The following is a 23,269-nucleotide window of genomic DNA, read 5'->3' on the forward strand; positions in this document are numbered from 1 at the left end:
AGGCGCCCAAAGGTTCCCTCAGAATGGTTGGAAATCATTCGTAGAGTGCAAAGGCATAAGGGAGCTTGACTGCGAGACCTACAAGTCGAGCAGGGACGAAAGTCGGGCTTAGTGATCCGGTGGTTCCGCATGGAAGGGCCATCGCTCAACGGATAAAAGCTACCCCGGGGATAACAGGCTTATCTCCCCCAAGAGTCCACATCGACGGGGAGGTTTGGCACCTCGATGTCGGCTCATCGCATCCTGGGGCTGTAGTCGGTCCCAAGGGTTGGGCTGTTCGCCCATTAAAGCGGTACGCGAGCTGGGTTCAGAACGTCGTGAGACAGTTCGGTCCCTATCCGTCGTGGGCGTAGGAAATTTGAGAGGAGCTGTCCTTAGTACGAGAGGACCGGGATGGACGCACCGCTGGTGTACCAGTTGTTCTGCCAAGGGCATAGCTGGGTAGCTATGTGCGGAAGGGATAAGTGCTGAAAGCATCTAAGCATGAAGCCCCCCTCAAGATGAGATTTCCCATAGCGTAAGCTAGTAAGATCCCTGAAAGATGATCAGGTTGATAGGTTCGAGGTGGAAGCATGGTGACATGTGGAGCTGACGAATACTAATAGATCGAGGACTTAACCATATAATATGTAGCAATGTTATCTAGTTTTGAGAGAACATAAAAAAACTTGTTGACTTTTAAAGTGGATAAGTTATAATAATGATTGTCTCAAAAGAATAATGTCTGGTAATGATGGCAGAGAGGTCACACCCGTTCCCATACCGAACACGGAAGTTAAGCTCTCTAGCGCCGATGGTAGTTGGGACCTTGTCCCTGTGAGAGTAGGACGTTGCCAGGCAATATTATTCCGCAGTAGCTCAGCGGTAGAGCTATCGGCTGTTAACCGATCGGTCGTAGGTTCGATTCCTACCTGCGGAGCCATTGGAGAGCTGTCCGAGTTGGCCGAAGGAGCACGATTGGAAATCGTGTATACGTCACAAGCGTATCAAGGGTTCGAATCCCTTGCTCTCCGCCATAAGGATTTATAATATTTGGCCCGTTGGTCAAGTGGTTAAGACACCGCCCTTTCACGGCGGTAACACGGGTTCGAATCCCGTACGGGTCACCACTTTGGAGGATTAGCTCAGCTGGGAGAGCACCTGCCTTACAAGCAGGGGGTCGGCGGTTCGATCCCGTCATCCTCCACCATATAAATTTTATATGAATAGTATTATCGCGGGGTGGAGCAGCACGGTAGCTCGTCGGGCTCATAACCCGAAGGTCGCAGGTTCAAATCCTGTCCCCGCAACCAAATGGTCCCGTGGTGTAGTGGTTAACATGCCTGCCTGTCACGCAGGAGATCGCCGGTTCGACCCCGGTCGGGACCGCCATTTTAATAAGGCTCGGTAGCTCAGTCGGTAGAGCAGAGGACTGAAAATCCTCGTGTCGGCGGTTCGATTCCGTCCCGAGCCACCATTTATCTTAATAAAATACGCCGGCTTAGCTCAATTGGTAGAGCAACTGACTTGTAATCAGTAGGTTGGGGGTTCAAGTCCTCTAGCCGGCACCATGTAAGTTTCGGAGGGGTAGCGAAGTGGCTAAACGCGGCGGACTGTAAATCCGCTCCTTCGGGTTCGGCAGTTCGAATCTGCCCCCCTCCACCATTTACATAGGGGCATAGTTTAAAGGTAGAACTGAGGTCTCCAAAACCTCCAGTGTGGGTTCGATTCCTACTGCCCCTGCCAAATATATTTACACAACATGGCGGTTGTGGCGAAGTGGTTAACGCACCGGATTGTGGCTCCGGCATTCGTGGGTTCGATTCCCATCAGTCGCCCCATTTTTATTTTAAAAATTACAAATAATCTAATTGATACTTACATATAATTAAGTAAGAAATCGATGGGCTATAGCCAAGCGGTAAGGCAACGGACTTTGACTCCGTCATGCGCTGGTTCGAATCCAGCTAGCCCAGCCATTTTTGCGGAAGTAGTTCAGTGGTAGAATACAACCTTGCCAAGGTTGGGGTCGCGGGTTCGAATCCCGTCTTCCGCTCCATTAAAATTTCATATGGCGGCATAGCCAAGTGGTAAGGCAGAGGTCTGCAAAACCTTTATCACCGGTTCAAATCCGGTTGCCGCCTTTATTATTGTGCCGATGTGGCGGAATTGGCAGACGCGCACGACTCAAAATCGTGTTCCTTCGGGAGTGTCGGTTCGACCCCGACCATCGGTATCATGAACGGCGTAATAAAAAGACTCTACACCAAATGTGTAGAGTCTTTTTATGTTTTCATCGCACTACAAAATAGGCACTAATAGTATGTACGAGCTAGTGTGTTGGTGAAATAGTTATAAATGAATAAGATAAGTATAAAATTTTTCTCTATCAAAGCCCATGTTATACAGTTGAAGCAGACTGTGAAACACTAAAGGGATAAAAATGAACATTCATTTTTATCCCTTTATATAATTCCATTTTATAGAGAATCTCTCCATCCTGGTGACATGAAGTTAAATCCGACACCACCAGTAGATATTAGCACATTATCAACTGTTAATTTTGTAATTTCTAAAAACCTCTTTTCAAACTCTTCTCTGTTGTACTTGTACATAGTTGAGTGGCACGACCACATTGGCGTTGAAGTACTCAACCAGTCCCCTAATCCCTTTAATTCAGGAAACGACTCAAATTGAATTGGTTCATCTAATTTCATGAATCTCACTTGATAGATAGTTGGGTTTAGTTTTTCTCCTATCCCTTTAAGACCATGTGCTTTTTTTTCATTTGAATGTGTCATAATAACTCTCCCCATCCCTCTTTCAAATTTTTGAATTCCTAAAAAAAATTTCCTATTTTAATTATACAGCAATAGGAAGTAATCAGGGGAAGTTATGGTAACTTTTCCCTTTTCCTTATTGTTTAGCGAGAAATAAAGTAATAAATGAAATATAATAAATTTAATCAAGGGAGAAATGAAAGTAAAAAGTATCAGTTATTTATTGTGATTCCATTTTGGCTCCGTTTCATTTTAATTTATCATGTTTAAAGAAGCTCAAAATTTTTAAAATGCTTTAAAATAAAGGATTTTAAGGGGAGCACTCTATATAACTATATAAATGTCACCTAAAAAGGCTCAAAATCGTGTTCCTTTGAGAGTGTCGGTTCGACCCCGACCAACGGGGTATCGACGATGTAAAAAGACTCTAACAGAAATGTTAGAGTCTTTTTTGTTAAATTATGCTATGTGATTATAAAATTCGTAATAAACTTAGGAATTCATGTATAATATAACTTGTCGAAAGAACAAAATGATAGTGATTTATATTATGTCTGTAATATGAATCAAAAATGAACTTTTTATATTTCTTTTAAAAATGTGTTGAATACACATTATATTTTATATTAATATTTTTATGTAGATTTAAAACGGGAAAGAGAGTGGAAAGTATGGGCCGTAAATGGAACAATATTAAAGATAAAAAAGCATCAAAAGATGCAAATACAAGCCGTATATACGCGAAATTTGGACGTGAAATTTATGTGGCAGCAAAACAAGGTGAGCCAGATCCAGAATCAAATCAAACACTAAGAGTCGTATTAGAGCGTGCGAAAACATACAACGTGCCAAGAACAATTATTGATCGTGCGATTGAAAAGGCAAAAGGCGGTTCAGAAGAAAATTATGACGAGCTTCGTTATGAAGGCTTTGGACCAAATGGATCTATGGTAATTGTAGATACACTGACAAATAACGTAAACCGTACTGCAGCAGATGTACGAGCTGCATTTAGCAAAAACAGTGGTAACATGGGCGTAAACGGTTCTGTAGCTTACATGTTTGATGCGACAGCTGTTATTGGTCTTGAAGGTAAAACATCAGATGAAGTTCTTGAAATTTTAATGGAAGCAGATGTAGATGCACGTGACATTCTAGAAGAAGAAGATTCTGTTATCGTTTATGCTGAACCTGATCAATTCCATTCAGTGCAATCTGCACTTAAAGATGCTGGTGTTGAAGAATTTACAGTTGCAGAATTAACAATGCTTGCACAAAATGATGTAGAACTTCCTGAAGATGCTCAAGCACAATTTGAAAAAATGGTTGATGCATTAGAAGATTTAGAAGATGTACAGCAAGTTTACCACAACGTAGACTTAGGAGAATAATAAGACAGAAGATCCTTTCGTTTAACGAATAGGGTCTTTTTTTTGTGAAGTTAATTAAGATGATGAATTATTAAAGGTGTATTGTTGTAGGTAGGGAATATGGTTATAGATTGTACATGAAATAATTGTATTTCTAGGAGGCATTTCTATGGAGCATAAAACACCAAAGCATATTGTTGCTGTATCAGGTTATTTAACAAATGAGAAGAATGAAGTACTTTTAACAAAGGTGCACTGGCGAGCTGATACGTGGGAAATGCCTGGAGGCCAGGTAGAAGAAGGAGAAGCCCTCGATCAAGCTGTTTGTAGAGAGATAATGGAGGAAACGGGCTTAACGGTGAAGCCAATTGGAATTACAGGAGTGTATTATAACGCTTCTATGCATATTTTAGCTGTTGTCTTTAAAGTAGCATATGTTAGTGGTGAAATAAAAATTCAACCTGAAGAAATAAAAGAAGCCAAATTTGTTGCTTTAAACGAAGAAAATATTGATGAGTATATAACGCGTCCGCATATGAAATCAAGGACACTCGATGCGATGAAAGCAACGCAGTTCATTCCATACGAAACATGGGAAGTGCAGCCATATAATCTTATAGGAAGATTGTAACGTTTAGGTTAGTTATTTGAGGACACCTCAAATTGCTAACCTTTTCTTTATGTATACTGTTTCAGAAAAAGGTCACAATAATAAAGTGTGGGCTATTAATGAGTGGGAGAAGTTGTATTGTCAGCCAATAGTGAGACAGTATGATAGCTAGTATTGATTTTAGGAACGTTTGTTCTGTATAATAGTGATATATCGTATATACTTAGATTGCTAGATGTTTAAAAGTATAAATTTATAAATGATATAATAAAAGAATAAAGTTAAATTAAGCTTTTTTATGAAGATAGTTATGGAGGTCTTAATTCTTTTTCTGTTACTAATTATTAAGGAGAGTCCTACTGCCTGCCTATAAATAATGTATATTCAACATTTCATATGAATAGTAGATAAAAAAGGACTGTGATACAATACATTTTTACACCTTACAATGTTGTAAGGTACGTGTAAGAGAAATCGATGGGATATTCTTTTACAACAATGTATTCTTAAGTTAAGAGTTATATATGCTGTGTGGAAAAGAGGTGTTCGAGATGAAAGAACGAGTATTATCTAGAGTGAACTATCATCAAAAAGTTGCATTAAATCCATTAACTAAATTTCTTTATAAAGCCATTATATTATTATTATTGTTAAGTTTTGCATTATTATTCGTTGGAAATGTAATGATTGAGCGAAGTGATATTAGTAAATTACATGTACCTGCTAATTTAGAGGTGCCAGAATCATTAACACACGCATTTATTGCGACAGAAGATAAAAGATTTTATCATCATAACGGTTTAGACTATATAGCGATTATCAGGGCGTCTATTGAGAATATAAAAGCTGGTGGTGTTGTGCAAGGAGGAAGCACGATTACACAGCAGTTATCTAAAAATGCTTTCTTATCTAATGAACGTACATTTTCTCGGAAGTGGAAAGAAATTTTTTATACGAAAAAGATTGAACGTACATTCACAAAGGATGAGATATTAAAATTGTATGTAAGTAATATTTACTACGGAGAAGGCGCATGGGGGATTGAAAAAGCAGCAAACCTTTACTTCGGTAAAAAAGTGAATCAATTAACACTGGCTGAAAGTGCAATGATGGCTGCTGTAGTAAAAGCACCGGCTTATTACTCACCTGCACAAAATTATGATAAAGCAGTTGAGAGACGGAATGTAGTTTTAAGGTTAATGGAGAAAGAAGGGTATATAAATCATGATGAATATGTGCAAGCAGTTAGCGAGAAACTAGTAATTCGTCATGATATAAAAATAGAGCAATCAATGTTAAATAGTGCGCGTAAAAAAGCAGTAAGTTAAGAGAAGTTCCTACAGAGGAGCTTCTTTTTTTGAATAAATTGTGACAAATTGTGACACAATATCGTCACAATTATTGTGTTTTTGTAATTTATGTGAGCGTGTTCATTGCGTGACGTATATAAGTGTTGATATTATGTGTATTGTGTACAATGCTGTATACAGAATATGAATTTAAAGAGGAATGTATATGAAATCAAATAAACTCATGGTTCTTGGTGTAGTTTTTTCTATCGCAGTATTGATTGTAATTGGAACAATTGCGTATAGCATCATAAATGACAAGAAAGATAAAGGGAATGAGATGTTTGCTTATTCTACGCAACAATCTCTAGGGAAAGATGATGCCCCAGTTAAGGTAGTTGAGTTTGGAGACTTTAAATGTCCAGCTTGTCGTACTTGGGATGTAACAGCATTACCACGATTAAAAGAAGAGTATATTGATAAAGGTAAAGTGCAGTTATATTTTATTAACTTCCCGTTTATCGGAAAAGACTCTGATTTAGGTGCAGCCGCTGGTGAAGCGATTTATAAACAAGATCAAGATTCATTCTGGATTTTCTATGATGAGATTTATCAAAATCAAAAGAAAGATACGGAAGAATGGATTACAGAAGAATTACTTCTTAATATTGTGAAAGAAAAGCTTCCGAAAATTAATGTAGAACAGTTTAAAAAAGATTTACACAGTAAAGAAATGAAAGACAAAGTACGTAAAGATTCAGATCGTGCTCAAAAATTAAAAGTTCAAGGTGCTCCTTCAGTATATGTAAATGGAAATCTTGCAAACCCTGATTTCGATAGTATGAAGAAGGCAATTGATAAAGAATTGAAAAAGTGATGAGTTATCTCATCACTTTTTCGACTTTTTTCGATAAAATTCTTGCTTCGTATTTTTTTACATGCTATACTACTTTACATAAGTTATTTTAATATCTTATATTTATTTCATATTTGCGGGTGTAGTTTAGTGGTAAAACAAGAGCCTTCCAAGCTCTGGTCGAGAGTTCGATTCTCTTCACCCGCTCCAAATTTTATTTAATGTTTTTCTAATAAATTGTGATCAACGCAGTGTTTCGTTTCTAAGATAAACGAGGCATTGCGTTTTTTAATGTTTGAAAAGCGTAATTGTATGCGAAAATAGAAGTAAAGAATAGTATTCCAAAAGTGAATTACTAACCAATATAGTCGTTACATAAGGGATGGATTCATCGGAGGAGGCGATAAAGAATGGATTTTGAACAATTAAAGCAAGAAGTAATTGCGTATAGTAAAACGATTGGTATAGATAAAATAGGGTTTGCTAGTGCATCACCATTTGAGGAATTAAAGCAACGATTAATCCAGCAGCAACAATTAAATTATCAGTCTGGATTCGAAGAGCCTGATATAGAGAAGAGAACGAATCCACAGCTTTTACTACCTGGTGCAAAATCAATCATTGCGATTGCTTTAGCGTACCCTTCAAAATTAAAAAATGCACCATTAAGTAAGCGTGGAGAGCGCCGAGGGATTTTTTGTCGTGCTTCGTGGGGACAAGATTATCATCTCGTTTTACGAGATCGTTTGCAAAAGTTAGAGGCGTATTTAATCGAGAAACTTCCGGATATAGAAGTGAAATCAATGGTCGATACAGGTGAACTAAGTGATCGAGCTGTATCAGAGCGTGCCGGTATTGGATGGAGTGGTAAGAACTGCGCTATTATTACGCCGGAATTTGGTTCGTATGTATACTTAGGAGAAATGATTACGAACATCCCATTCCCTCCGGATCAGCCAATAGAAGATCAATGTGGAAGTTGTACGAAATGTATTGATATTTGTCCTACAGGTGCTTTAGTACAGGGAGGACAGTTAGACTCGAAGAAATGTATCGCATTTTTAACACAGACAAAAGGGTTTCTGCCTGAAGAATATCGCGATAAAATAGGAAACCGTATATATGGATGTGATACATGTCAGACGGTTTGTCCAAAAAATAAAGGAATGGATTTCCACAATCATCCTGAAATGGAGCCTGACCCTGAGTTAGTTAAACCGTTATTAACACCACTTTTAACAATTAGTAATCGTGATTTTAAAGAGAAGTATGGAATTATGTCTGGTTCATGGAGAGGTAAAAAGCCATTGCAACGAAATGCTATTTTAGCACTTGCACATTTTAAAGAAACAGCAGCAATTCCTGATTTAATCGGTGTTATGAAAGATGACCCAAGGCCAGTACTTCGCGGAACAGCAGCATGGGCACTTGGGAAAATTGGCGGAGATGGAGTAGGCGAAGCAATTGAAAAAGCGATGGAACGTGAGAAAGATGAAGAGGCTCTTCATGAAATGAATCGTGGACTTGAATTGTTAGCGCAGAAAAAAGAGTAGATAATATTTCCCTTTTTCATATTGTAATATGGGAGGGAGACGAAATGATTGTAAAAGCGAATATTGAAAAGCAAGTACAACAGTTTTTAGCATATATCACAGAGAAACGAACTGATGTGGATGGTATTGCTGAAGATTTATTACGAATGGTACAGAGAAAGAAACAATTGTTTCAAAAACGTAGTGCAGATATAGTGAAAGCAACTGCGGATATTTCTTTCATTAGACAATTAAATAGTAGTGAGCATCAAGAAATTGATTATCAAGTACACTTGAAATATTTAATTAAGCATAAAGAATTATTTTATATCGAAGAGGAACAATTAAAACGGCGAGTTTGTTTAAAAAATAGTCGTATAATAGATGATTATGCTCTTGAGGTGTCAGAAGAAATAGGGATAGGTGAAAAGTTAGAACGAGAAGTCACGAAAGAAAAATACGGTTCATATCAATATAATCGTTTAGAGGCAGTGAAATATGCAGAGCGTTGGTGGGATGATCGCAATCCTGCATACCGTAATTTCCCTGATAATTGTACAAATTTCATTTCACAATGTCTGCACACTGGAGAAGTGCCAATGAACGGACATCCTAATATTCGTAAAGGGTGGTGGCAAAGGGGAAACCAATGGAGTTGGAGCTGGGCTGTAGCACACTCTTTTTATTGGTATTTGTCAGGTGCTACAACAGGGCTTCGGGCAGAAGCGGTAGAAAAGCCAGAAGACCTAATTCTTGGCGATGTAATTGCGTATGATTTTGAGGATGATGGTAGGTGGAATCATACGACAATTGTAGTAGCAAAAGACGCAGATGGTATGCCGCTTGTAAATGCACATTCAGCGAATAGCCGTCGGCGTTATTGGAATTATGAAGACTCTAGTAAATATACACCGCAAATGAAATATAAATTCTTTCATATCATTAATGGGTAGAGATTTTTCATTCAAGTGGTATAATACGTAGTAGACAAAAAATAGAGGTGAATATCGCGTGGGAGTACATGTTGTTTTATATCAACCAGAAATTCCAGCAAATACAGGAAATATTGCACGTACTTGTGCAGCAACTGGAACAGAATTACATTTGATTAGACCGCTTGGATTTTCAACGGATGACAAAATGTTAAAGCGTGCAGGATTAGATTATTGGCAGCACGTAAAAGTTACGTATTATGATTCAATCGAAGAATTTTATGAGAAAAATAAAGATGGTGAATTCTTCTATTTAACAAAGTATGGCGAGAAAGCTCATACAGCATTTGATTATAGCAAACGTGAGAAGGATTACTATTTCGTGTTTGGAAGAGAAACAAATGGATTACCAGCTAATGTAATTGAAGAAAACTTCGATCATTGTTTACGTATTCCAATGACGGATAAAGTACGTTCATTAAATTTATCTAATACAGCAGCAATTTTAATTTATGAAGCGTTCCGTCAACAAAATTATCCAGGATTAGATTTAGAAATCGTTTATTAAAAGTCGCCATTTGGCGACTTTTTTATTTTTTTTAGAAAATATGTAATCATACATTTTAAAAAAGGTACATATTCATATAGAATGAGGTATATGAATAAAAATAGATAAGACGGGTTGAGATAAATATGAAGGAACAATATAATAATCAAAATACCTTTTTAAGTATGATAGATATGGATTTAGTAAGACAGGGACTGCTACATGCTATTCAAGATTTAGTTTTTATTGTGAAAGTTATTGATGATGAAACTTTTAAATATATTTATGTAAATAAAATAGGGATGGATCATGCCAGGCTAGGAACAGAATGTTATGGGAAAACTTTTGCAGAAGTATTACCAGAAGATACGGCAAGGGTATTACAAAGGCAATATGCAAAAGTAATGAGAGAAGCGAGAGCAAATACATTTTGTGATGTAATTAGTTTGCCAACTGGTAATATACATTATGAATCTTTACTTAATCCAGTATGTGATGTAAATGGAATATGTCAGTTTATTATTTGTATTACTAGGGATATTACAGCACAGGTTAAGGAAAAAGTGGAAATAGAAGAAAAACAAATGTTATTTAAGTCATTATTAGAATATAATAATGACTCCATTGTATCTGTAAATTCTATTGGTAGAATTACATATGCAAATCCAGCAACATATGAAATATTTGGATATCGATATGAAGAACTAAGTAATCAATTTGTTTTTCAGTTTATAAATAAGGAATATGAACAAGCTTTTCAAACTATATTTAAGGAGGCTTTACAGGGAAGAGCAAAACAAATTGTTGCAAAGAAATATATTCATAAAGAAGGATATGAACTTTATATTTCCGTTAGGACAATCCCCATTATTGTGAATAGTGAAATCGTCGGGGTGTACATAGTTACGAGGGATGTTACAAGGCAAGTATTAAATGAGATGAAAACAGAATATTTGGCTTACTTCGATCAGTTAACGGGGTTAATGAATAGAATATCATGTACAAATAAACTAAATGAATTTTTAGCTGAGAATAAAAAATTCGCATTGGTTTTTATAGATTTGGATGAATTTCACCTTATTAATGATACATTTGGTCATAAAGAAGGAGATCAAGTCTTAAAAAAAGTTACTGAATGCTTACGGGACGTAAAAATAGAAGATATGCATTTATTTAGAGAACATGATGATCAATTTGTTATGTTAATAGAAAATATAACGAGAGAATGCGTAGAGGAAGTTGCACAAACAATACTAAAAAAAATTAGTGGGCATTTTGTACTAGAAGAAGAGGATGTTTATTTGAGTGCATCAATTGGGATTGTAATGGCCCCAGAAGATGGAATGGATGAAAAAATACTTTTCCAAAGAGTCGACTCAGCTTTGGAAAAAGCCAAGGAAAAAGGAAAAGGGTATTATCATTTCTATTGTAGTGGATTAGATTGTGAACGTGAACAAAGGTTTATAATAGAAAATCAGTTACATCGTGCTATAGAGAAAGATGAATTTTTCCTATATTATCAACCTCAAATTAATATTGAAACGGGAAAGATATCCAGTATGGAAGCATTAATAAGGTGGGAGAATAAGGAGCTAGGATTGGTCTCGCCAAATCAATTTATCCCACTTGCTGAAAGAACAGGATTTATTATTAAACTTGATGAATGGGTAGTACATCAAGTGTGTAAACAAATACGTGAATGGTTAAATAAAGGATATGAAGTTGTACCAATTGCAGTTAATATTTCAGCTAGACATTTTCGTTCTATTACATTGATAGAGATGATTACACGCGCTTTAAACAAGTACAATGTACCCCCTCATTTATTAGCAATAGAAGTTACAGAAGGGGCTCTTATACATAAAGATGTATCGAAAAGAGTGCTATTGCAGTTAAAAGAACAAAATTTAAAGATTCATTTAGATGACTTTGGAACGGGATATTCATCTTTAAGTTATTTAAAAACATATCCGATTGATACGTTAAAAATTGATCGTTCTTTTATGGAAGGTATACATATAGATGAAAGAGATACGAATATTACGGCTGCAATTATTCATTTAGCACATACTCTAGGATTAAATGTAATTGCAGAAGGAGTAGAAAAAGCGGAACAAATACAATTTTTAAAGGAAAAGAATGTGAAACTCGTACAAGGTTATTTTTATAATCGTCCTTTATCGATATGCGATGTGGAAAATATTTATTTTAAATAGTTTATAAAAACAAGAAAAAAAGTGATGTGCTAAAAAGCACATCACTTTTTATGTGTACCTGGTTTATCGTTATAACCAGATGTGAAAATAGCTGTAAGAAATGTGAGTGATACACCTAAAATTAATAATAACTTCATACTAATTTCCTCCTTACTTTTTCGGTTTACGAATCCTATTTGTGAATCGAAATGTATGTAAGGTTCCTAGAAGAAAAGAATTTATTTACAATGAATAGTAGCATGAAAACGTTAATACCCTTATTATACAGAATTTTCTTTGAATTTTGGAGAGAATTTTATAGAGCTATTATATATTTCGTTTTGATTTAAAGAATGTTTAAGGACATCCTAGCATACCTTTTATAATAATCCGATTGAACAAGGAGATGGGGGAGGAGCTATAATGGATATTCTAAAAAAGATTGAACAGCATCGAGCAGCAGAAGAACGTTTACAATGGGAAGGTACGTTTGCGGAGTATTTGGAGCTTGTGAAAGAAAGACCATGGGTGGCTCAAACAGCACACTCTCGCATTTACAATATGATAAAAGATGCCGGAATTGAAGAAGTTGATGGTAGAAGGAAATATAATTTCTTTAGTAATCAGCTGTTTGGATTAGAGGATGCATTAGAACGCCTTGTAGAAGAATATTTTCATCCATCTGCAAAACGATTAGATGTTAGAAAACGTATTTTATTATTAATGGGTCCTGTTAGTGGTGGTAAATCAACTTTAGTTACGATGTTGAAACGAGGATTAGAAACATATTCACGTACAGATCGTGGAGCTATTTTTGCGATTAAAGGCTGCCCAATGCATGAAGATCCATTGCATTTAATTCCGCACCATTTACGTGATGACTTCTTTGATGAGTATGGAGTAAGAATTGAAGGGAATTTATCACCATTAAATGTGATGCGTTTAGAGCAAGAATATGGATCAAGAATTGAGGATGTAGTTGTAGAGCGTATTTTCTTCTCTGAAGATCGCCGTACAGGGATTGGTACATTTAGTCCGTCAGATCCAAAATCACAAGATATTGCCGATTTAACAGGTAGTCTAGATTTTTCAACAATTGCAGAATATGGTTCAGAATCAGATCCACGTGCGTATCGATTTGATGGAGAATTAAATAAGGCGAACCGCGGTATGATGGAATTCCAAGAGATGTTAAAATGTGATGAGAAATTTTTATGGCATTTATTATCGCTTACACAAGAAGGGAATTTCAAAGCAGGAAGATTTGCGCTTATTTCAGCAGATGAATTAATTGTAGCTCATACGAATGAAACAGAGTATCGCTCATTTATAGCGAATAAGAAAAATGAAGCATTGCATTCAAGGATTATTGTAATGCCAGTACCATACAATTTACGAGTTAGTGAAGAAGAACATATTTATGAGAAAATGATTCGTGAAAGTGACGTGTCCAATGTTCATATTGCACCGCATACACTTCGTGTTGCAGCAATGTTCACTATTTTAACTCGTTTAAAAGATCCGAAGCGTCCGGATATTGATTTAATTAAGAAGATGCGTTTATATGATGGAGAAACGGTAGAAGGTTATAATGCGATTGATGTAGAAGAATTGCAACGCGAATATCAAGATGAAGGTATGAAGGGTATTGATCCTCGTTATGTTATTAACCGAATCTCTTCTACAATTATTCGAAAAGAGGTACCATCTATTAACGCACTAGATGTACTTAGATCGTTAAAAGATGGATTGGATCAGCATCCATCGATTAGTAATGAAGACCGAGAGCGTTATATGAATTTCATCTCATTAGCGAGAAAAGAGTACGATGAAATTGCTAAGAAAGAAGTACAAAAAGCGTTTGTTTATTCATACGAGGAATCAGCTAAGACACTCATGGATAACTACTTAGATAACGTTGAAGCGTATTGTAATAAATCAAAATTACGTGATCCGTTAACGGGAGAGGAAATGAGCCCGGATGAAAAACTTATGCGTTCGATTGAAGAGCAAATTGGAATTTCAGAAAATGCTAAGAAAGCATTCCGTGAAGAAATTTTAATTCGAATTTCTGCTTATGCCCGTAAAGGAAAGCGCTTTGATTATAATTCACATGAACGTCTTCGTGAAGCGATTCAGAAAAAACTATTTGCTGATTTAAAAGATATAGTGAAAATTACAACATCAACGAAAACGCCAGACGAAAATCAGCTTAAGAAAATCAATGATGTTGTTGCACGCTTAATTGATGAGCATGGATATAATTCTTCATCTGCGAATGAATTATTACGCTATGTAGGTAGTTTGTTAAATCGATAGTTTGATAACAAAACGCTGTCTCTTGTTCTTGGGACGGCGTTTTGTTATCTATTGATACTTGTAAAAAGTGTCATAGCTTGTCCAAATATAATAAATTAAGATGCGATTTTATGAATTTATTGTCAATTATTTTTACAATATGCATATGATAGAGTAACCAACCATTCATACGAAAAAAGCCAACACAATACAATATGTTGCAATACGAAAATGTGTGCAACAGTGCATTGTGTTTCTTTCTTATCAACGGCTGAATGTTTCTTTCTATTATGTGAGTGGCAAAATTTTGTTTAGGGTGCTCGGAGTATTGTATGAAAAACGCTATATATGTTTATGGGATGATTTTCAATGGGCAGTTACCTTTCAAATATTCTAGTTTGGCATATTACAGAACAAAATTTATAGATTGCTGTTCATAGAGGAAGACAATTACAGTAAGGAGGGAAAGGAATGGGCGAAGAAAACCAACCAAATTATACAATTTCACAGGAAAACTGGTCCCTCCATCGCAAAGGATATGACGACCAACAACGCCATCAAGAAAAAGTGCAGGAGGCAATTAAGAATAATTTACCCGATCTTGTAACAGAAGAAAGTATTGTTATGTCTAATGGCAAGGATGTTGTGAAAATACCGATTCGTTCTTTAGATGAATATAAGATTAGATATAATTATGATAAAAATAAACATGTCGGGCAAGGAAACGGTGACAGCAAAGTTGGTGATGTCGTTGCGAGAGATGGATCAGGTGGTCAAAAACAAAAAGGCCCAGGAAAAGGGCAAGGTGCAGGAGATGCAGCTGGGGAAGATTATTATGAAGCAGAAGTCTCAATTTTAGAATTGGAGCAAGCGTTTTTCAAAGAATTAGAGTTACCTAATTTAAAGAGAAAAGAAATGGATGAAAATCGGATTGAACATATTGAATTTAATGACATTAGAAAAACAGGATTGTGGGGAAATATTGATAAGAAACGAACGATGATATCAGCGTATAAACGAAATGCGATGCGTGGTAAAGCATCCTTCCATCCAATTCACCAAGAAGATTTAAAGTTCCGTACTTGGAATGAAGTGTTAAAGCCAGATTCAAAGGCTGTTGTATTAGCGATGATGGATACGAGTGGATCGATGGGAATATGGGAGAAGTATATGGCACGTAGCTTCTTTTTCTGGATGACGAGATTTTTACGTACAAAATATGAAACAGTTGATATTGAATTTATTGCTCATCATACAGAAGCGAAAGTCGTTACAGAAGAAGAGTTTTTCTCAAAAGGAGAAAGTGGGGGAACAATATGTTCTTCTGTATACAAAAAAGCACTTGAGTTAATCGATAATAAATATTCGCCAGACCGCTATAATATTTATCCATTCCACTTTTCAGATGGTGATAATTTAACTTCGGATAATGCGAGATGTGTAAAGCTTGTGGAAGAGTTGATGAAAAAATGTAATATGTTTGGATATGGGGAAGTGAATCAGTACAACCGCCATAGTACGCTAATGTCAGCTTATAAAAATATTAAAGATGAGAATTTCAGATATTATATTTTAAAGCAAAAAGCAGATGTATTCCATGCGATGAAAAGCTTCTTTAAAGAAGAATCGGGTGAAAAGATGGCATAATCCCTTTTAAAGGGATTATTTTTTTGTGAAGTTTTTGCGAAATATTTATATTGTTAGTTGACAATGAAAATGAAAATCATTATCATTTATTCGAGAAATGATTACATTTTGATTTATATATTTTGGAGGAGATGTAAAGTTGAAAAAAAATAAAAGAAAACGTATAAATGCAATGATTATAGCGGCGGCGTTATCACTCCCGTTTGCTGTGTATTCAACACCTGCTTTAGCAGCAGTAGCAATTGAGGCGAATAAAGCTGGACATGCTTTAGAAGATGGTACATATGATGCTGTTATTAAAGCGTATAAAGATAAAACAAATGAAGAGTCCATGGCAGCTGTTTATATAAAGGATCCGAATTTAACAATTGAGAATGGAAAGAAAATTATAACGGCAACGTTAAGTGATAGTGATTTCTTTCAATACTTGAAAACAGAGGATATTCATACTCCTGGTGTGTTTCATGATGTGAAAGTAATATCTGAGGATAAAAAGAAAAATGGGACGAAAGTGATTCAATTTGAAGTTGGAGAATTAGGGAAAAGATACAATATGCAGATGCACATTTATATTCCGACAATGGCCTATGATAATAAGTATCAAGTGCAGTTTGAAGTAAATACATTAAATTTAGAAAACAATGTTCCAGAAGAACAAAAGGAAAATAAAGAGGATAAAGTGGAACAACAAGATGAAGGTGCGAATGTAATATTAGATAAGCAATTACAAATGCATATTAATAAATATAATTTAAATAGAGAGAATCTAAATACTCCAATAACTAAGGAAGATTTATTAAAAGTTAAATCTTTAATAGTTGTTGAGGCAAAAAATAAAGGAATACAAGACGTAAGCGGTCTAGAATATATGACGAACTTAGAAAACTTAACGTTGGAAGAAGTTAAGTTAGAAAATACACAGTTTATCTCGAAGTTGAGACAATTAAAATCATTAAGTATAACCTATGGTGAAATTGAAGATATTGGACCTTTGGATGAGTTAGAGCATATTGAGAATTTAAGTTTAAGAAACAATAAAATTTCAGATTTAAGCCCATTGAGCCAAATGAAGAAGATTAAAATGTTAGATTTAAATAGTAATTATATAAAAGATATAACACCACTGTTTACAGTAACTTCTTTAAGGACTCTAACTTTGGCAAATAATCAAATTAGTAATGCTAATCTTGCTGGGATTGAGCAATTGAAAAATGTAAAAAATTTATCTTTAAGTAACAATGGACTTACTAATATCGAGCATATTACCTCAATGAAAAAGTTAGTGGAGTTAGACCTTTCTAAAAATGAATTAAAAAACATCGAACCTTTATTAAGATTATCTACTGTACAATCACTTAATTTAGAGGAAAACTATATTTCAGATATAACGCCACTTAGTCAATTAACAGGTTTATATGATTTAAAGCTGGGCTCGAATGAAATTCGTGATGTTAGACCTGTTCAAGAATTAGGAAAAAGAATGTACATCGATATTCAAAGACAAAAAATCTTTTTAGATGAAGCAAGTGTAGATGAGGAAATAAAAATTCCAATATACAATCTTAAAGGAGAACCACTTCAAAATATTAATTTGAAAAATGAGGGTGCTACTCTGAATAACGGATTTATAAAATGGAATAGTCCTGGAGAAAAAATATATGAATTTAAACTAGATACGAATTCTGCTGAAAGTAAAATAAGATTTAATGGGATGGTTATACAGAATATAGTTGAAAAACAAAAAGACAGTAAAAATGTAATTCTTGATAAAACTCTACAACAACATATTAATAAAGAAAATTTAGGTAGAGAGAATCTCAATGCCCCTATAACAAAAGAAGATTTATTACAGATTAAAGAATTAGAGATACTTAAAGAAAAAGGAAAAGAGATAAAAGATGTAACAGGTTTAGAGTACATGACGAACTTAGAAAACCTCACTTTAGAAGGAGTAGGCTTGAAAAATATTGAGTTTATCTCAAACTTAAAACAATTGAACGCTATGAATGTATCTCATAATCAAATTGAAGATATAACACCGTTATCTTCATTGAAAAATCTACAGTGGTTAAATCTTGCAGACAATCGTATAAAAGATGTATCGGTTCTTGGCTCAATGTTAGACTTACTTAGTTTAAAATTAGCTGGAAATGAGATTCGTGATATAAGGCCGTTAATACAATTAGGTCAGTGGTTTACAATTGATGTCGGAAGACAAAATATCGTTTTAAATGATGCAAAAGTAAATGAAGAAATTCAAGTTCCTGTATATGATTTAGAAGGAGAAATCATTGAAAATATAAAACTGACAAGTGAGGGTGGAACGCTTAATAACGGAGTAATAAAATGGAGTACTCCAGGCGAAAAGGTATATAAATTTGAATTAGATTCTGATGAAATTAGTATAAGATTTAACGGAACAGTTATCCAGAATATAGTTGAAAAAGAAGAAGTTGAAGAACCCAAAGAAGAAGTGAAAGAACCAACAAAAGAAGTTGAAGAATCAAAAGAAGAAGTGAAAGAGCCAACAAAAGAAGTTGAAGAAACGGAAGAAGAAGTAAAAGAGCCAACAAAAGAAGTTGAAGAAACGAAGGAAGAAGTAAAAGAACCAACAAAAGAAATTGAAGGATCAAAAGAAGAAGTAAAAGAACCAACAAAAGAAATTGAAGGATCAAAAGAAGAAGTAAAAGAACCAGCAACAGAAGTTGAAGGGCAAAAAGAAGAAGTGAAAGAACCAGCAACAGAAGTTGAAGGGCAAAAAGAAGAAGTGAAAGAACCAGCAACAGAAGTTGAAGGGCAAAAAGAAGAAGTAAAAGAAACACCAAAAGAAGTTGAAGAAACGAAAGAAGAAGTAAAAGAACCAACAACAGAAGTTGAAGAAGCGAAAAAAGAAGTGAAAGAACCAGCAACAAAAGTTGAAGGGCTGAAAGAAGAAGTGAAAGAATCAGCAACAGAAGTTGAAGGGCCGAAAGAAGAGGTAAAAGAATCAGCAACTGGTTTGGATCAAGAGACAAAAGAGGATAATCAAGTTGGGCCAGTGACAATCGTAGGACAAGAGAGTGCGAAAGAAAAAGATTCAAATAAACAACATGCTAATAAGCAAGAGGAAAATAAGAAGTCTTTAGCAGCAACTGGTGGTCAAGCTAACACATCGACTTTATTTTCTGGATTAGCACTTGTTCTTTCAGCACTAAGTATGTTTGTATTTAGAAAGAGATTATTTAAGAAATAAAAAACGTTTTATCTTATTATTATATAAAATGATTATATGAGTTTCTGAGAAGACCTTGTCATAGCAATTTCATGTTGAAATATGCTTATGATAAGGTCTTTTTGAATAGGGGAAGGATATTGATACGAGGATGTTTCGATCGCTTAAATAATGGAGCGATTGTAGCAAAAATTGTAAGTCCTTTTCGTTCACTATATGTTCAAAATGTATGAAGAAATAATATGAAATATTGCATTTTATATTATTTTATCTGGATAATATGTTAAGTTCGTGAATGGAATATTTACATAGGGGGAAATGATATGAACAAGAAATCAAAGATCAATAAAGTCATGCTTAGTATTAGTACAATGGCTCTATCGTTAGGGGCAATTCAAACTCATGTGTCAGCGGAAGAAAAAGTTCCATATAATGTATTGCATTCGAAACCAGTTGGAATTGAAAAACCGGTAGATGAGATTGGACACAATTCTAAGGTTGATGAAACATTATCTTTTCAAGAACGTTTAAAAGTAGGAGACTTTTCACAGCGACCAGCAGCTATTATGAAGAGTTCAGAAGTAAAGCAAGTTAAAGAAAGCTATTCGATGGCTGATTTAAACAAAATGAATGATCAAGAATTAATTGAAACTTTAGGAAGTATTAAGTGGAATCAAATTACAGACTTGTTCCAGTTTAATGAAGACGCGAAAACTTTTTATCAGGACAAAGGAAAAATGCAAGTAATTATAGACGAATTAGCTCATAGAGGTAGTACATTTACGAAAGATGACTCGAAAGGGATTCAAACGTTTACTGAAGTATTACGTTCGGCGTTTTACCTTGCATTTTATAATAAAGAATTAAGCGCTTTAAATGAAAGAAGCTTCCAGGACAAATGTTTACCAGCGTTAAAAGCTATTGCAAAAAATCCAAACTTTAAGCTTGGAACAAATGAGCAAGATACAGTCGTATCTGCATACGGTAAATTAATTAGTAATGCATCAAGTGATGTTGAAACGGTGCAATACGCATCGAATATTTTAAAACAATATAATGATAATTTTAATACATATGTAGACGATCGTATGAAAGGACAAGCTGTGTACGATATGATGCAAGGCATTGATTATGATATACAGTCTTACTTAAATGAGGCTCGTAAAGAAGCGAATGAAACGATGTGGTATGGAAAAGTAGATGGGTTTATTAATGAAATAAATCGTATTGCTCTTCTAAATGAAGTAACGCCAGAAAATAAATGGCTCGTTAATAATGGAATTTATTTTGCTAGCCGTTTAGGAAAGTTTCATAGCAATCCAAATAAAGGATTAGAGGTTGTTACACAAGCAATGCATATGTATCCACGTTTAAGCGAACCGTATTTTGTTGCGGTAGAACAAATTACAACAAACTATAATGGGAAAGATTATAGCGGGAATACGGTAGATTTAGAGAAGATACGTAAAGAAGGCAAAGAGCAATACTTACCAAAAACGTATACATTCGACGATGGATCTATTGTGTTTAAAACTGGGGATAAAGTGTCAGAAGAAAAAATTAAGAGATTATATTGGGCTGCGAAGGAAGTAAAAGCGCAATATCACCGCGTAATCGGAAATGACAAAGCTTTAGAACAAGGTAATGCAGACGACGTATTAACGATAGTAATCTATAATACTCCAGATGAATATCAGTTAAATAGACAATTGTATGGATATGAAACAAACAACGGTGGAATTTATATTGAAGAGACAGGTACATTCTTTACATATGAGCGTACGCCAGAGCAAAGTATTTATAGTTTAGAAGAGTTATTCCGTCATGAGTTCACTCATTATCTTCAAGGGAGATATGAAGTTCCCGGTTTATTTGGAAGAGGAGATATGTATCAAAATGAAAGATTAACTTGGTTCCAAGAAGGGAATGCAGAATTTTTCGCAGGATCTACTCGTACAAATAATGTAGTACCGAGAAAGAGCATCATTAGCGGATTATCATCTGATCCTGCAAGCCGTTATACAGCAGAGCGTACACTATTTGCTAAATATGGTTCTTGGGATTTCTATAACTACTCGTTCGCATTGCAGTCTTACTTATATACGCATCAGTTTGAAACATTTGATAAAATTCAAGATTTAATTCGCGCGAATGACGTGACAAGTTATGATGCATATCGTGAAAATCTAAGTAAAGACTCTAAGCTAAATAAAGAGTATCAAGAGTATATGCAGCAGCTAATTGATAATCAAGATAAGTATAATGTACCGGAAGTAGCAGATGATTATTTAGCTGAACATGCACCAAAATCGTTAACAGAAGTGAAGAAAGAAATTAGTGAGACGTTGTCTATGAAAGATGCAAAAATGACAAAACATGAGTCTCAATTCTTTAATACATTTACATTAGAAGGTACGTTTACAGGTGATGTAACAAAAGATGAATCAGAAGACTGGAACGCAATGGGTAAAAGAGTAAATGAAGCTTTAGAACAATTGGCGCAAAAAGAATGGAGCGGCTACAAAACGGTTACAGCATATTTCGTCAATTACCGTGTGAATAATTCCAATCAATTTGAATATGATGTAGTCTTCCATGGTATCGCAAAAGATGACGGAGAGAATAAAGCTCCGACAGTTCATATAAACGGTCCTTATAATGGGCTTGTAAAAGAAGGAATTCAATTCAAAAGTGATGGATCAAACGACGAAGATGGAAAAATCGTTTCTTATTCATGGGAGTTTGGAGACGGAAGAACAAGTACGGAAGTTAATCCAGTACATGCATATGAAAAAGAAGGAACTTATAAAGTAGCGTTAAGAGTAAAAGATGATAAAGGAAAAGAGAGTAGAAGTGAAACAACTGTTACGGTTAAAGATGGAAGTTTAACAGAATCTGAACCAAATAATCGTCCAGAGGAAGCAAATCGTATCGGACTAAACACTACTATAAAAGGTAGCCTTATCGGCGGGGATCACACCGATGTTTATACATTTAATGTAGCATCAGCGAAAGATATCGATATTTCTGTTTTAAATGAGTATGGAATTGGGATGACGTGGGTACTTCACCATGAATCAGATATGCAAAATTATGCTGCTTACGGTCAAGCTAATGGAAATCATATAGAAGCAAAATTAAATGCAAAACCAGGTAAGTATTACTTGTATGTATATAAATATGATAATGGCGATGGAACGTACTCATTATCACTAAAATAAGTACTCTTCCAATGTATGTTTAACTTTACTTTTTGTGGAAAATAGTATATTATATAGATATACAATATATCGGTTATTTACTAGGAGGAGCCTGTCACAATGGGTTTCTCCTGTTCTTTTTTAGAGACCTGTCTTACAGGTTTTTCTTTAAAAATTAAATAACTGAAAATTAAGATTAATAATCTTTGAAAGAGGTGAGGCATACACATAACAAAAAAGGGATTGTTTAAGAAAGGGGGATAAAAATGATGTTGTTCGGTTATCCACTTGAAACAATTTATTTATACGGATTTATAATTGCAACTATACTTACTGTTATTTATATCTTTTTTGGAGATATTTTTGAATCAATATTTAGTGTTGGGGGCGGATCTGTATCCGTTGTAACGTTGCTACTTAGTTTTTTCGCCATGTTATGTGGACTTAGTTATATAGGAGAATATTTATACTCCTATAACAGTCTCGTTATTTTCGGGGCCTCATTTGCTATATCTTTTATCGGTGTTTTCATAATGAAAATACTAATTTTAAAACCAATTGCAGAAGCAGAACAAAATACTGTCCAACGCATGGATGAATTTATAGGATGCAAGGGAGAAGTCATTACTACAATCCCTAGAGAAGGATTTGGAGAAGTGTTAATCTCCTCTCAATTTGGAAGTAATGCAATACCAGCGAAAACAATTGGAAAGAAAGATATTTCACAAGGAACCGAGGTCATTATTGAGGGAGTTCAAGATGGTGTTTTACTTGTACAAAACATCGCTTATTCTTTAAAAAAACCAAAATTATAAGGGGGAAT

At 35.0% G+C, this 23,269-nt stretch carries 14 protein-coding genes, 16 tRNA genes and 2 rRNA genes (1 of these 32 only partly in view); 31 read left to right on the forward strand and 1 reads right to left on the reverse strand.

Going from position 1 to position 23,269, the window contains the following annotated elements:
• The 17 genes from LUS72_RS02695 to LUS72_RS02775 form a co-directional block, all read left to right on the forward strand.
• Nucleotides 1-622, forward strand: a 23S ribosomal RNA gene (locus LUS72_RS02695); it begins 2,300 nt to the left of the window's first position.
• Between the two features lie 101 nt (nucleotides 623-723).
• A 5S ribosomal RNA gene (gene rrf, locus LUS72_RS02700) occupies nucleotides 724-839 on the forward strand.
• 8 nt (nucleotides 840-847) lie between these two features.
• Nucleotides 848-922: transfer RNA gene (locus LUS72_RS02705), tRNA-Asn, on the forward strand.
• Nucleotides 923-924: 2 nt separating this feature from the next.
• Nucleotides 925-1,016, forward strand: a tRNA-Ser gene (locus tag LUS72_RS02710).
• Between the two features lie 18 nt (nucleotides 1,017-1,034).
• Nucleotides 1,035-1,109: transfer RNA gene (locus tag LUS72_RS02715), tRNA-Glu, on the forward strand.
• 4 nt (nucleotides 1,110-1,113) lie between these two features.
• Nucleotides 1,114-1,189, forward strand: a tRNA-Val gene (locus LUS72_RS02720).
• Between the two features lie 26 nt (nucleotides 1,190-1,215).
• A tRNA-Met gene (locus tag LUS72_RS02725) sits at nucleotides 1,216-1,292 on the forward strand.
• 3 nt (nucleotides 1,293-1,295) lie between these two features.
• Nucleotides 1,296-1,371: transfer RNA gene (locus tag LUS72_RS02730), tRNA-Asp, on the forward strand.
• A 9-nt stretch (nucleotides 1,372-1,380) separates the two neighbouring features.
• Nucleotides 1,381-1,456: transfer RNA gene (locus LUS72_RS02735), tRNA-Phe, on the forward strand.
• A gap of 18 nt (nucleotides 1,457-1,474) precedes the next feature.
• Nucleotides 1,475-1,550 (forward strand) — tRNA-Thr (locus LUS72_RS02740).
• Nucleotides 1,551-1,560: 10 nt separating this feature from the next.
• Nucleotides 1,561-1,644 (forward strand) — tRNA-Tyr (locus LUS72_RS02745).
• A 7-nt stretch (nucleotides 1,645-1,651) separates the two neighbouring features.
• A tRNA-Trp gene (locus LUS72_RS02750) sits at nucleotides 1,652-1,725 on the forward strand.
• A 19-nt stretch (nucleotides 1,726-1,744) separates the two neighbouring features.
• Nucleotides 1,745-1,820: transfer RNA gene (locus tag LUS72_RS02755), tRNA-His, on the forward strand.
• A gap of 63 nt (nucleotides 1,821-1,883) precedes the next feature.
• Nucleotides 1,884-1,958: transfer RNA gene (locus tag LUS72_RS02760), tRNA-Gln, on the forward strand.
• Nucleotides 1,959-1,963: 5 nt separating this feature from the next.
• A tRNA-Gly gene (locus tag LUS72_RS02765) sits at nucleotides 1,964-2,038 on the forward strand.
• A 14-nt stretch (nucleotides 2,039-2,052) separates the two neighbouring features.
• Nucleotides 2,053-2,123: transfer RNA gene (locus LUS72_RS02770), tRNA-Cys, on the forward strand.
• A 10-nt stretch (nucleotides 2,124-2,133) separates the two neighbouring features.
• Nucleotides 2,134-2,215 (forward strand) — tRNA-Leu (locus LUS72_RS02775).
• A gap of 244 nt (nucleotides 2,216-2,459) precedes the next feature.
• Here LUS72_RS02775 and LUS72_RS02780 read toward each other — a convergent pair.
• Nucleotides 2,460-2,780 (reverse strand): DUF3884 family protein, encoded by a 321-nt coding sequence (locus LUS72_RS02780; protein WP_097832528.1) that lies wholly within the window; start codon nucleotides 2,778-2,780, stop codon nucleotides 2,460-2,462.
• Nucleotides 2,781-3,430: 650 nt separating this feature from the next.
• Here LUS72_RS02780 and LUS72_RS02785 point away from each other — a divergent pair.
• The 14 genes from LUS72_RS02785 (at nucleotide 3,431) to LUS72_RS02850 (ending at nucleotide 23,261) form a co-directional block, all read left to right on the forward strand.
• Nucleotides 3,431-4,150, forward strand: coding sequence for a YebC/PmpR family DNA-binding transcriptional regulator (locus tag LUS72_RS02785; protein ID WP_071743856.1), 720 nt, complete (start codon nucleotides 3,431-3,433; stop codon nucleotides 4,148-4,150).
• A 148-nt stretch (nucleotides 4,151-4,298) separates the two neighbouring features.
• Complete coding sequence (locus tag LUS72_RS02790; protein WP_097832527.1) at nucleotides 4,299-4,760, forward strand: NUDIX hydrolase; 462 nt, start codon at nucleotides 4,299-4,301, stop codon at nucleotides 4,758-4,760.
• Between the two features lie 530 nt (nucleotides 4,761-5,290).
• The gene (locus LUS72_RS02795) at nucleotides 5,291-6,067 is read left to right on the forward strand and encodes a transglycosylase domain-containing protein (protein ID WP_097832526.1); all 777 of its coding nucleotides are present in this window, start codon (nucleotides 5,291-5,293) and stop codon (nucleotides 6,065-6,067) included.
• Between the two features lie 187 nt (nucleotides 6,068-6,254).
• Complete coding sequence (locus tag LUS72_RS02800; protein WP_071743853.1) at nucleotides 6,255-6,905, forward strand: DsbA family protein; 651 nt, start codon at nucleotides 6,255-6,257, stop codon at nucleotides 6,903-6,905.
• Nucleotides 6,906-7,020: 115 nt separating this feature from the next.
• Nucleotides 7,021-7,094, forward strand: a tRNA-Gly gene (locus LUS72_RS02805).
• Between the two features lie 200 nt (nucleotides 7,095-7,294).
• Nucleotides 7,295-8,437 carry a tRNA epoxyqueuosine(34) reductase QueG gene (gene queG / locus LUS72_RS02810; protein WP_097832525.1) on the forward strand — a complete coding sequence of 381 codons (1,143 nt, stop codon included), beginning with the start codon at nucleotides 7,295-7,297 and terminating at the stop codon, nucleotides 8,435-8,437.
• Nucleotides 8,438-8,481: 44 nt separating this feature from the next.
• The gene (locus LUS72_RS02815) at nucleotides 8,482-9,369 is read left to right on the forward strand and encodes an amidase domain-containing protein (RefSeq protein WP_097832524.1); all 888 of its coding nucleotides are present in this window, start codon (nucleotides 8,482-8,484) and stop codon (nucleotides 9,367-9,369) included.
• A gap of 58 nt (nucleotides 9,370-9,427) precedes the next feature.
• Nucleotides 9,428-9,916 carry a tRNA (uridine(34)/cytosine(34)/5-carboxymethylaminomethyluridine(34)-2'-O)-methyltransferase TrmL gene (trmL, locus tag LUS72_RS02820; protein ID WP_000538149.1) on the forward strand — a complete coding sequence of 163 codons (489 nt, stop codon included), beginning with the start codon at nucleotides 9,428-9,430 and terminating at the stop codon, nucleotides 9,914-9,916.
• Nucleotides 9,917-10,041: 125 nt separating this feature from the next.
• Nucleotides 10,042-12,111, forward strand: a complete 2,070-nt coding sequence (locus LUS72_RS02825; protein WP_097832523.1) for a sensor domain-containing protein — start codon at nucleotides 10,042-10,044, stop codon at nucleotides 12,109-12,111.
• 402 nt (nucleotides 12,112-12,513) lie between these two features.
• On the forward strand, nucleotides 12,514-14,409 hold the full coding sequence (locus LUS72_RS02830) for a PrkA family serine protein kinase (RefSeq protein WP_000353273.1): 1,896 nt from the start codon (nucleotides 12,514-12,516) through the stop codon (nucleotides 14,407-14,409).
• A 450-nt stretch (nucleotides 14,410-14,859) separates the two neighbouring features.
• Entirely contained in the window at nucleotides 14,860-16,035 is a 1,176-nt protein-coding gene (gene yhbH, locus LUS72_RS02835; RefSeq protein WP_016089393.1) for a sporulation protein YhbH, read from the forward strand.
• Between the two features lie 139 nt (nucleotides 16,036-16,174).
• On the forward strand, nucleotides 16,175-19,267 hold the full coding sequence (locus LUS72_RS02840; RefSeq protein ID WP_264448594.1) for an NEAT domain-containing protein: 3,093 nt from the start codon (nucleotides 16,175-16,177) through the stop codon (nucleotides 19,265-19,267).
• Nucleotides 19,268-19,569: 302 nt separating this feature from the next.
• Nucleotides 19,570-22,467, forward strand: a complete 2,898-nt coding sequence (colA, locus tag LUS72_RS02845; protein ID WP_097832251.1) for a collagenase ColA — start codon at nucleotides 19,570-19,572, stop codon at nucleotides 22,465-22,467.
• 245 nt (nucleotides 22,468-22,712) lie between these two features.
• Nucleotides 22,713-23,261, forward strand: coding sequence for an NfeD family protein (locus LUS72_RS02850; RefSeq protein WP_097832252.1), 549 nt, complete (start codon nucleotides 22,713-22,715; stop codon nucleotides 23,259-23,261).
• Nucleotides 23,262-23,269 lie beyond the last annotated feature (8 nt).

The sequence above is a fragment of the Bacillus cereus genome (assembly GCF_025917685.1).
In the GTDB taxonomy this organism is placed as follows: domain Bacteria; phylum Bacillota; class Bacilli; order Bacillales; family Bacillaceae_G; genus Bacillus_A; species Bacillus_A cereus_AT.